The sequence below is a fragment of the Microbacterium kribbense genome (assembly GCF_039537285.1).
Lineage (GTDB): Bacteria > Actinomycetota > Actinomycetes > Actinomycetales > Microbacteriaceae > Microbacterium > Microbacterium kribbense.
This window is the reverse complement of sequence record NZ_BAABAF010000013.1, coordinates 25,957-35,958: the sequence shown is the minus strand read 5'-3', so window position 1 is coordinate 35,958 and position 10,002 is coordinate 25,957. Positions and strand designations below refer to the sequence as shown.

Genomic DNA, 10,002 nt, shown 5'->3' with positions numbered 1-10,002 from the left:
CGCCGCGGCGCCGACGTGGAACGCGACGTCCTCTCCCGCGGCGTGCTCTGGCACGCCCAAGACCGCGTCATCCGACACGGCAACCACACCATCGTCTTCAACTGAACACCCACCCAAACGAAAGAACAGAGAGGTTCCCCATGGCAGAGAATCTGCAGCAGCTCATCGACCAGACCAACCCGGTCGACCTGCTTCGCAACTCGCAGATCGGCTCCTACATCTACCCGGTGGTCCCCGCGGACTTCACCAGCTGGATCAAGGAGCAGAAGGCATGGCGCGACACGGCCGTGCTCTACGACCAGACGCACCACATGGACAACGTGTTCCTGAAGGGCTCGGATGCGATCAAGCTGATCAGCGACACCGCGATCAACTCGGTCTCGACCTTCCCGGTCGACCGCGCCAAGCAGTATGTGCCCACCACGGCTGCCGGCCACGTCGTCGGCGACGGCATCCTGTTCCACGAGTCCCAAGACGAGTACGTCTACGTCGGCCGCGCGCCCGTGTCGAACTGGCTGATGTACCACGGTGAGACCGGCGGCTACCAGAACCTCGAGCTGACCGTCGACCGGCGCTCGTCGTCGCGCCCGTACGGCCACGCCGTCTCGCGCCTCTACTACCGCTTCCAGATCCAGGGTCCGGCGGCGTGGCAGGTCATCGAGAAGCTCAACGGCGGTCCGCTCGAGCAGCTGCGCTTCTTCACGATGTCGCACATGGCCGTCGACGGCGTGCAGGTGCGCACGCTGCGCCACGGCATGGCCGGTGCCCCGGGCCTGGAGCTGTGGGGCCCGTACGCCGACCACGACAAGGTGCGCGACGCCATCGTGGCAGCCGGTGCCGAGTTCGGCCTGTTGCCGGTGGGTTCGCGGGCATACCCGTCGAACACGCTGGAGTCGGGCTGGATCCCCTCGCCGCTGCCGGCCATCTACACCGGTGAGGCCGAGCGCGGCTACCGCGAGTGGCTCGGCGTGGACAGCTACGAGGCGACCGGAACGCTGGCCGGCTCGTTCGTCTCGGACAACATCGAGGACTACTACCTGACCCCGTGGGAGCTCGGGTACGGCTCGTTCGTGAAGTTCGACCACGACTTCATCGGTCGCGACGCGCTCGAGAAGATCGACCCCGCCACGCAGCGCCGCAAGATCACGCTGGCATGGGAGCCCGAAGACATGACCAAGATCTACGGATCGCTGTTCGATGTCGAGGGACCCAGCTACAAGTTCTTCGACCTGCCGCTGGCCAACTACGGTTCGGCAAACTACGACTCGGTCGTGGATGCCGATGGCAACGTCGTCGGCTATTCGATGTTCACCGGCTACAGCTCGAACGAGCGCCGCGCGCTGTCGCTGGCGACCGTGAACCCGGACGTGCCCGAGGGCGCCGAGGTGCACGTGCTGTGGGGCGAGGACCCCAACAGCGCCAAGGCCACCGTCGAGCCGCACGCGCAGCTGGCGGTGCGGGCCGTCGTCAGCCCGGTGCCGTACTCCACGGTCGCCCGCCAGGGCTACCACGGCGGATGGCGCACCGGCTACACCGAGTCCTGATCCGGCACCATCGCGAAGGAACATCTGGCGGACGAGGGGTGGGGCACCACCGACCCCTCGTCCGCCCGTTGATCCTCCGCGCGGGATGCCACCAGGTCCGGTGACAGCCGGCGCGGCATCCCCCACCAGTTCCGGGCACGCCGATGCGGAAGGAATCGAATGAGTCTGCGCTTCGCTCTGCTGGCGATCCTGCGGGTCGGGCCGCTGTCCGGCTATGACCTGCAGAAGCAGTTCTCCCAGTCGGTCGGGCACGTCTGGCACGCCCCCGACTCGCAGATCTACCCGCAGCTGCGCAAGATGGAGGCCGAGGGCCTCATCCAGGGCGAGGACCAGGCCCGCGGCGAGCGCGGCACCCGGCGGGTCTATCACATGACCGACGCCGGCGAAGCCGCCTACAAGGCATGGCTGGAAGCACCGGCGGAGTATCAGCGGGTGCGCGACCCCGCCCACCTGCGCGCCGCCTACCTGGAGAACTCCACCCCGGCGGCAGCGCGGGCGTTCCTGCACGCGCACATCGCGCAATGGGAGGGCGAGCTCGCCCAGTTCCAGGGGCAGATCGACCAGATCGACACGATGACCAGCACGATGCTCAACCGGCGTCTGGAGCACACTCCCCCGGCTGAGCGGGAGCGCGCCATCGCCTACAAGCGCTTCGCCTATGAGGGCCTGGTCGAACGTGCCAAAGTCGAGATCGCCTGGGCGCAGCGCGGGCTCGAACTGGTCGGCCGGCTCGATGCCGGCTGACGCGACGCCCGAAGTCACTTGGCGGCCCACCGACCAGGATCGCGCGGCCGCACGACTGACCGACTTCATCGCCTGGGCGAACCGCCGCCACGACCTGAACCTGGACGGCTATCGCGACGCGTGGCGCTGGTCGACCAACGAGCTGTCGACGTTCTGGGAGTCGGTCGTCGAGTACTTCGACCTGGTCGGCGACGGGTGGGAGTCACCCGCGCTGGTCGACGAGGTGATGCCCGGTGCACAGTGGTTCCCGCATGTAAGCCTGAACTTCGCCGAGAACGTGCTGCGGCCGGCACGGGATGCGAACCGACGCGACACCACCGCGATCGTCGACGTCGACGAACAGGGTCGGCAGCACCGGTACAGCTGGGATCAGCTGGCGGGCATGGTCGGCGCTCTCGCCGCATGGCTGCGCGCACGCGACGTGCAGCCGGGCGACCGCGTCGCCGCCGTGCTGCCGAACATGCCCGAGGCTATCGTCGGGATGCTCGCGACGGCATCGATCGGCGCGATCTGGACGATCAACTCGCCCGAGTTGTCGGCCGAAGCGACCCTCGGCCGGCTCGCGCAGCTCGAGCCGCGAGTGCTGATCGCGGCATCCGCGTATTCGTACAACGGGCGCTCGTTCGACGTCGGCGACCGGCTCGAGCAGATCGTGGCCGGCCTGCCCGCTCTCACCGCCATCGCCGTGGTGGGCGAGGCGGCCGGGCCGCTCGGCGTGCCGAGCGCACCCTTCGTCGGCATCGTCGGCGAACCGGTCACCCCCTCCTTCGACCGGGTGCCGTTCGCGCACCCGCTGTGGGTGCTCTTCTCCTCGGGGACCACCGGCGCCCCGAAGGGCATCGTGCACGGCCACGGCGGCATCCTGCTCGAGGCCGTCAAAGGGCCCGGGCTGCACCAGGACATGGGCGCGGACGACCTCTACTACGTGGCCGCGAACACCAGCTGGATGGTCTGGAACACGCTGGTCATGAACCTTGCCGCCGGCGCCGCCGTGGTCACCTATGCCGGTTCTCCCACGCACGGCGGACCGGACCGGCAGTTCCGCAATCTGGCGCAGACGAAGGCGACGATGTTCGCCACCGGCGCCGCCTACCTGCAGCTGGCCGAGAAGGCCGACGTCCGTCCCGGCGAGCAGCTCGACCTCGGCGCGCTGCGGGCCATCCTCTCCACCGGGTCGCCCCTGCCGGTGAGCACCTGGGAGTGGGTGCACCATGCTGTCAAGGAGCGCGTGCACCTCGGCTCCGACACCGGCGGCACCGACATCTGCGGCGGCTTCATCGGCTCCAACCCGCTGGAACCCGTCCATGCCGGCCTGCTGCAGGGGCCGCTGCTGGGTGTCGCCGTCCAGGCATGGGACGAGGGTGGGAACCGCGTCATCGGCGATGTCGGCGACCTCGTCGTCCGCAGGCCGATACCCTCGATGCCGGTGTCCTTCTGGAACGACCCGGACGGGCGGCGATACCAGTCCGCCTACTTCGAGAAGTTCCGCGGCGTGTGGACCCAGGGCGACTGGATCACCGAGACCGCCGACGGCGAGTTCACCGTGCACGGCAGATCGGATGCGACCCTGAATCGCCAAGGCGTGCGGATCGGGCCCGCCGACATCTACGCGGCACTTCGCGACGTGCCGGAGGTCGTCGACGCCCTCGTGATCGGCGTGGAACTTCCCGGCGGGGGCTATCACATGCCCCTGTTCGTGCAGCTCGCCGAGGGCGCGATGCTCGACGAGGGTCTGCGCCGCACGATCGCGAGCGAGATCCGCCGCCGCACGAGCCCCCGGCACGTCCCGGACGTCATCGTCGTCGCCCCCGCGATTCCGATCACGCATGCGCACAAGAAGCTCGAGGTTCCGATCAAGCGCCTGTTCGCCGGCCGGCCCGCGGCCGACGCGGTCAATATGGGATCGGTGGCCAATCCCGAAGCGATGGTCTGGTTCATCGACGAGGCCGAGAGGTTCCTGGCGCGCCGAGGTCGCGGCAGCGCGGGGCCAGCACGGGCTGGAGCAGATCTGACGGCGTGAGCCGTGAGCGGGCGTGCGAGCAGCCCACCGCCCACATACTCACTATCGTGCGAGCTCGATGACATCCAGATCTGCCGGCACGCGGAAGTCGCCTCGGAACAGGTGCCGGTCACGGTCCCACACCTCGGCACGGCTGTTCCCCGGTGCCAGGTGGTGCAGCGCCAGCTGGCGCACCCCCGCGTCATTGGCCAGTTCTATCGCTTCGCGCGGCGAGGTGTGCGCTGCGTAATGGTGGTCACGCGTCGCCTTCGCCGACAGATCCCGCTGCTCCTGGTAGCGCCGCTCGACCCAACCGAAATCGACGGCTTCGTGCAGCAGGAGGTCGGCCCCCGCAGCGAGCCGGGCGACATTGTCGCTGCGGGCGGTGTCGCCGGAGATCACCACCGAACCGCCTTCAGCGTCGAAGCGATACCCGAATGCGGGAGTCATCGGGGCGTGCTTGACGAGCACGGCGCTGACGCGGACGACATCGTCCTCGTACACGGGGAAGGGCTCCATGTCCGGTGTGGGGCAGTCGTTCGCATGGAAGCCCGCATCACCGGGCACCACGATGTCTCGCGCACGGAACCAGTCGAGCGGCGTGGGCCGCAGCGAGTCGAAGAGCCGGTCGTTGATGTCGGTCGCATAGGCCCGCATCAGCATCTCGAACATGCGCGCTGTGCCAGGGGTGGGCTCATCGGCGAACACCGGGGACAGCGCAGCCGTGGCCCGGGCCGTCGGCGCCGGCAAGACGCCCCGATCACCGGGCCCGACGATATCGACGGTATGCGTGGGATCGGCCGGCATCCGCATGATCCCGAAGATCGCCAAGCTCGCCAGGTCGACCGTGTGATCCGAATGCATGTGCGTGAGGAAGATGCCATGCACGCTCGACATCGACAGCCCCGCCTGAACCAACTGACGCCCGACACCGGTTCCCGCATCGACGATGTAGGTGCGATCGCCGACGACGACCGCTGTCGATATGCCTGCCCGCGGCCGCTGCCCGGGCCACCAGACCGGCCCACCCGCCGTGCCCAGGGTCACCACCGACGGCTTGGAGCCGGTCATGCCCGCACCGCACCCAGCGACTGCGTCACCGGGCGCTTGGCCGCCTGGATCAGTTCGAAGATCTCAGCACGCAGCTCGCTGTACCGGGGCAGGCTCTTCGTGCCGAGCTGATCGCGTTCCCGGGGCAGGTCGATGACGACATCCCGCGCCACCTTCGCCGGAGCTCCGGAGAGCACGATCACGCGATCGCCCAGATACACCGCCTCGTCGATGTCATGGGTGACGAACACCACGGTCATCCCCCACCGGCGGTTCATGCTCAGGACCAGGTCTTCCAGCTCGATCCGCGTCTGCGCATCGACGGCGGCGAAGGGCTCGTCCATGAGCAGCACATCAGGCTGATAGGCCAGGCCTCGTGCGATCGCCGCACGCTGCTGCATCCCCCCGGACATCTCCCATGGATAGAGCTTGCCCCTGCCTTCCAGACCGACGTCCGCCAACGCCTCCGCGATGACCCTCGCCCGGTCCGCGGCAGGGAATCGCGCCTTCCGCAGCGGCAGCGAGATGTTCTTCGCCACAGACATCCACGGGAGCAGGCTGCGGGAGTAGTCCTGGAAGATCACGGCCAATTTGCGGGGCGGACCGGTCACGGGTCGTCCTTCGAACAGCGTCTGGCCGCTTGTGGACTCGGTCAGGCCCGCGATGCACTTGAGCAGCGTGGTCTTGCCTGCGCCGGACGGTCCGACCACGCAGACGAACTCGCCCTGATCGACGGCGAAATCGATACCGGCGAGAATCGTCGCAGACGCCGATCCGGTGTGATAGACCTTGCCGAGCTGGCGCAGTTCCAGGATGTGGTCGTTCGCAGTGTTCGTTTCCATCGGTTCCGTTCCTACCTCGATCATGACGCTCCCGTCGCTGCCCGCATCTGAAGCTGCCAGCGCAGGATGCGCTTCTCGAACTGCACGAAGATCAGGATCAGCACATAGCCGACGATGCCCAGCAGGATCGTGCCCACCCAGGTCTGCGTGACCATGAACAGCTGCTGCGACTCGATGACGAAATACCCGAGTCCGCGGGTGGCGCCGACCATCTCGGACACGACGATCAGGATGATCGCGATCTGCAGACTGATGCGGTATCCGGCGAACAGCTGCGGGCCGGCGTTGGGGAGGATCACGTACCGGATGGCCTGCCACCTGCTCAGCCGGTACGAACGGACCATCTCACGCGCCTGGGTGTCGACGCTGCGCACGCCATCGATGGCGTTCAGCAGTGTCGGCCACAGAGCCCCCAGTACGATCAGCGCGACATTCATCGAGGAACCGATGCCGAATATTCCGAGGACGATGGGGATCAGGGCCGGTGAGGGCAGTGAGCGGAAGAACGTGAGAATCGGCGCCAGCAGCGCGCGCCCCACTGCCCACTGCCCGAGAATCAGGCCGAGCACCGTGCCGAGCACGACCGAGATACCGAAGCCCAGCCCGAGGTTCGCGAGCGTGGGCAGCAGATCGGTACGCCAACGAGGGCCGAGTATCCAGTCGTCGACGAGGCTCGTCACAATGTCCTGCAACGGTGGGAAGTAGAGGGCCTCGCTGCCACTGCTGGCGATCCACCAGGCCGATACCAAGACGATGGGAAGCCAGGCGCGCATTATGACCAGGCGCCAGCCGCGTACCTTGGACCGATGCATCATGCCCCCCGACGCTCACGTTGCGATGCGTGCCAGAACAGCAGTGGCCGCGACAATGAGGCGACGGCGCCGCTGAATGCCAGGCCGAGCAGGCCCGCGAACAGCAGCAACGCGTATGCCTGATCGGTGACGCCGTTCAGCTGCGCCACGGCGAGCATTGTGCCCAAGCCGGGGATGCCGGCGATGTACTCCGTGACCACCGTGATGATCAAAGCGATCGTCACCGAGATGCGCAGCCCGGTCAGCGTGAACGGCATCATGCTCGGGATCGTCAGCCAACGCAACCGCTGGGCGGGGCTGAATCGGTAGACGCGGGTCATGTCCAACGCGATCCCCGACGTCTCACGCAGGCCGTAGACCAGCTGTGTGAGGATGGGCCACAGGGCGCCGAATACGATCAGGAAGAGCTTCACGCCGTCGCCGGGGCCCCACAGCAGCAGCGTCAGCGGAATCAACGCGACGCCAGGAATGGGTTTGAGGAACTCGATGACGAACCATGTCGACTCGTCGACGAACTGACTGCGATGGATTGCGATGGCCAGAGGAACCGCGATCAGCATGACGACGATGATGCCCAGCACCGTGATCCAGACTGTCGCCCATGTGGCCATCCAGAACTCCCCTGTCATGAGCAACCGGCCGCCGGCAGTGGCGACGTCCCACGGCGACGAGAGGATGCGCGCAGACACGGCACCGGTCATGCTGACGATCTGCCAGAGTGCGATCAGTCCGACCACACCGACCACGCTGAGCGTTGCCTCGACGCCACTGCTCAGTGGTGCTGAGGCACGACTGCGGCGCGATCGTTGCGGCGATGTCGAGACGTCGGCTGTGATGCTCATGCCCCTGCTCCGTTGCTGGTGGAATCACGATGTCAACCAATCTGGTCGATCCCGCACTATTGCGGCAAGGGGCGTTTGCCACTATCCGCTATACATTGAGTGTATGGAGATGCGCCAGCTGAGGTACTTCGTCGCGATCACGCAGGCCGGGTCCTTCTCACGAGCGGCCACCGAGCTGTACATGACTCAACCTCCTCTCAGCGCAGCGATCGCACAGCTCGAGCAGGAGATCGGGACACGGCTGCTGATCCGGAGCCCACGTGGCGTCTCGCCGACCACCACCGGGCGGGAGTTCCTGCGGTACGCGGAACGCATCCTGGCTGAGGAGCGGGAGATCCGGCGCCGGATGACCGCGCTGGAACACGGCCTCACGGGGACGATAGAAATCGGCTGCAGCCCAGCCCTGACCAGTTCGCACCTTCCCGCCGTGCTCGGACATCTCGCCACAGCCGGCGCGGAGGTCGACGTGCACTATCAGCAGGCCGATCCGCTGGCGATCATCGACGCCGTCCGAGCGCGGCGCCTCGACGTCGGCCTGCTGGCGACGGCGGCCGCCGAGGACCTGCGCACGCTCTACCACCCGGAACTCGACGTGGAGACCCTCGAACACGTCGAGATGGTCATTGCGCTGCCACCCGACGAGAACAACCTGCCGCCCACGATCTCACTGCGCGACGTCGCCACCCGGGAGTTCGCGATTCCGTTCCGCTCGATGCGCCACGGGGTCCGCGCCTCGCTGATGATCGCGTTTGATCGCGCGGGCCTGGCACCACCCCGCGTGCGGGACGTGCCGAGCATGCTCGAGGCATTGCCGCTGGTGACCGCAGGTCTCGTCGTGGCGGTCGTCCCGCTCGGCTTCTGCAGCCTGATCCACCCCGATCGCGTCGCCTTCCGGCGACTGGTCGATGGCCCGGACCCGCTGGAGGTCTACAGCGTCGCGCGTTCAGAGGATGTCGAGCTCCCCGTGGTGCGCCGATTCCGGGAGGCTGCACGTGCTGCGAGCAACCTCTCGGAATCGACGTGAGTGGTGCATCGTCAACCAGCTGGCTGCCACACCGCCGCAGCGCCATCGAACTTCTTTTTCAGCAGCCCGACTTCGAGCATCGCGTCGGCCAGCCGCTGAAGTTCGGCGCCGGTGAGCTTGCCGACGAACCCGGGAATCTTGATGGTCGCTGCGACCTTTGCATCCATTCCGGTCTCGGACACCAGCACGTCGACGACCTTGTCGTGGTGGTCTGCGGCGAATGCGTTGGCTTCGTCGAGTGCATCACGCATCGCAGCGACGATCTTCGGGTTCTTCTCGGCGTAGCTCTTGGACGTCAGCACGACCACATACGGATCACCGGCATTCAGAATCGGGTGCTGTGGGTCCCGGTACGCAGAGGCGAGAGGAACGTTCCCGTCAGCCAGCGCCATGCCGGTATACGGCTCGGCCAGAACCGCAGCGTCGATCGAACCGGACTCGAGGCCGGCAACCTGCTCGTTCATCGGCATCGACACCCATTCGATGCCGTCCGGCGCGCCCCCTGACCGCAGGTACGTCGCCAGAACGCCGACATACGGTCCGGAGCCGACCTGATTGGTGGCGACCTTCTTGCCCTCCAGCTCGGCGAGCGTCTTGATCCCGCTGCCGCGGCGCACCACGACCTGGTTGCCTTCCTGGGTCGAGTCCGCCACGGTCGCACTCGTGCCAGCAACCGCCACCAGCGGCATGCGCTGTTGGAGGGCGATGATGAACGGCGGAACCGCCGCGATCGCGAAATCGAGCTTGCCGTTCATGAGGGAGGGGACCGCCGCGGCGAAATTCTGGGTGGGTTCCATCGTCACGTCGAGACCGTGCTTCTTGAAGATGCCCTCGGACTGCCCCAGGGAGATCGGCACCGTGCTGGTGGTGACCACGCCGCCGATGGAGACCTTGGTCACGCCGGAGGATGAGTCGGCGCTGGTACCGCTGCCGGGCGCCTGGCCGCCTTGACTTGAACATCCCGTCAATGTGAGCAGTGCCACCACAACCACCGCGAGAATCGTTCGCTGCTTCATTTCAGACCTCTCCTCGTGCTGACGTCGTCGGTGACGTCATGCGCTGCACTGTGCGTAGGACCCATGATCACCGTCTGCAACCTATAGCGGAAGCGACCGATTCCCTGTAACACCTATATGCGCGGCATA

At 66.9% G+C, this 10,002-nt stretch carries 9 protein-coding genes and 1 pseudogene; 5 read left to right on the top strand and 5 right to left on the bottom strand.

The genetic code is table 11. From position 1 onward, the window contains the following. From ABD705_RS15525 to ABD705_RS15510, 4 genes and pseudogenes are all read left to right on the top strand, one after another. Positions 1-105, top strand: a pseudogene (locus ABD705_RS15525) (formyltetrahydrofolate deformylase); the annotation flags it as partial. 35 nt (positions 106-140) lie between these two features. After that, positions 141-1,544: a vanillate/3-O-methylgallate O-demethylase gene (ligM, locus tag ABD705_RS15520; RefSeq protein WP_344785219.1), complete on the top strand. Its 1,404-nt coding sequence runs from the start codon at positions 141-143 to the stop codon at positions 1,542-1,544. Between the two features lie 159 nt (positions 1,545-1,703). After that, positions 1,704-2,288, top strand: a complete 585-nt coding sequence (locus ABD705_RS15515; protein WP_344785217.1) for a PadR family transcriptional regulator — start codon at positions 1,704-1,706, stop codon at positions 2,286-2,288. After that, positions 2,278-4,308, top strand: coding sequence for an acetoacetate--CoA ligase (locus ABD705_RS15510; protein WP_344785215.1), 2,031 nt, complete (start codon positions 2,278-2,280; stop codon positions 4,306-4,308). Before ABD705_RS15515 ends, ABD705_RS15510 begins: the two co-directional genes overlap by 11 nt. 42 nt (positions 4,309-4,350) lie before the next feature. Here the strand turns inward: ABD705_RS15510 and ABD705_RS15505 are convergent, their stop codons facing one another. From ABD705_RS15505 to ABD705_RS15490, 4 genes are read right to left on the bottom strand one after another with little or no spacing between them, the layout of a single operon-like run. Continuing rightward, on the bottom strand, positions 4,351-5,358 hold the full coding sequence (locus ABD705_RS15505; protein WP_344785213.1) for an MBL fold metallo-hydrolase: 1,008 nt from the start codon (positions 5,356-5,358) through the stop codon (positions 4,351-4,353). Then, positions 5,355-6,179: an ABC transporter ATP-binding protein gene (locus tag ABD705_RS15500; protein ID WP_344785211.1), complete on the bottom strand. Its 825-nt coding sequence runs from the start codon at positions 6,177-6,179 to the stop codon at positions 5,355-5,357. The genes ABD705_RS15505 and ABD705_RS15500 overlap by 4 nt, the downstream gene beginning before the upstream one ends. 20 nt (positions 6,180-6,199) lie before the next feature. Continuing rightward, a complete protein-coding gene (locus tag ABD705_RS15495; RefSeq protein WP_344785209.1) occupies positions 6,200-6,994 on the bottom strand; it encodes an ABC transporter permease in 795 nt (264 codons plus the stop codon). Further along, positions 6,991-7,833 (bottom strand): ABC transporter permease, encoded by an 843-nt coding sequence (locus ABD705_RS15490; RefSeq protein WP_344785207.1) that lies wholly within the window; start codon positions 7,831-7,833, stop codon positions 6,991-6,993. The genes ABD705_RS15495 and ABD705_RS15490 overlap by 4 nt, the downstream gene beginning before the upstream one ends. 109 nt (positions 7,834-7,942) lie before the next feature. On the opposite strand from ABD705_RS15490, the gene ABD705_RS15485 reads away from it, so the two are divergent. Further along, a complete protein-coding gene (locus tag ABD705_RS15485; RefSeq protein ID WP_344785205.1) occupies positions 7,943-8,857 on the top strand; it encodes a LysR family transcriptional regulator in 915 nt (304 codons plus the stop codon). A gap of 11 nt (positions 8,858-8,868) precedes the next feature. On the opposite strand, the gene ABD705_RS15480 is transcribed toward ABD705_RS15485, so the two are convergent. Then, positions 8,869-9,873: an ABC transporter substrate-binding protein gene (locus ABD705_RS15480; RefSeq protein WP_344785203.1), complete on the bottom strand. Its 1,005-nt coding sequence runs from the start codon at positions 9,871-9,873 to the stop codon at positions 8,869-8,871. Positions 9,874-10,002: the final 129 nt, after the last annotated feature.

Coding starts and splice junctions, on each gene's coding strand:
- ABD705_RS15480 (WP_344785203.1), bottom strand. CDS start 9,873: ATGAAGCAGCGAACGATTCTCGCGGTGGTTGTGGTGGCACTGCTCACA.
- ABD705_RS15490 (WP_344785207.1), bottom strand. CDS start 7,833: ATGAGCATCACAGCCGACGTCTCGACATCGCCGCAACGATCGCGCCGC.
- ABD705_RS15510 (WP_344785215.1), top strand. CDS start 2,278: ATGCCGGCTGACGCGACGCCCGAAGTCACTTGGCGGCCCACCGACCAG.
- ABD705_RS15495 (WP_344785209.1), bottom strand. CDS start 6,994: ATGATGCATCGGTCCAAGGTACGCGGCTGGCGCCTGGTCATAATGCGC.
- ABD705_RS15485 (WP_344785205.1), top strand. CDS start 7,943: ATGCGCCAGCTGAGGTACTTCGTCGCGATCACGCAGGCCGGGTCCTTC.
- ABD705_RS15500 (WP_344785211.1), bottom strand. CDS start 6,179: ATGGAAACGAACACTGCGAACGACCACATCCTGGAACTGCGCCAGCTC.
- ABD705_RS15515 (WP_344785217.1), top strand. CDS start 1,704: ATGAGTCTGCGCTTCGCTCTGCTGGCGATCCTGCGGGTCGGGCCGCTG.
- ligM (WP_344785219.1), top strand. CDS start 141: ATGGCAGAGAATCTGCAGCAGCTCATCGACCAGACCAACCCGGTCGAC.
- ABD705_RS15505 (WP_344785213.1), bottom strand. CDS start 5,358: ATGACCGGCTCCAAGCCGTCGGTGGTGACCCTGGGCACGGCGGGTGGG.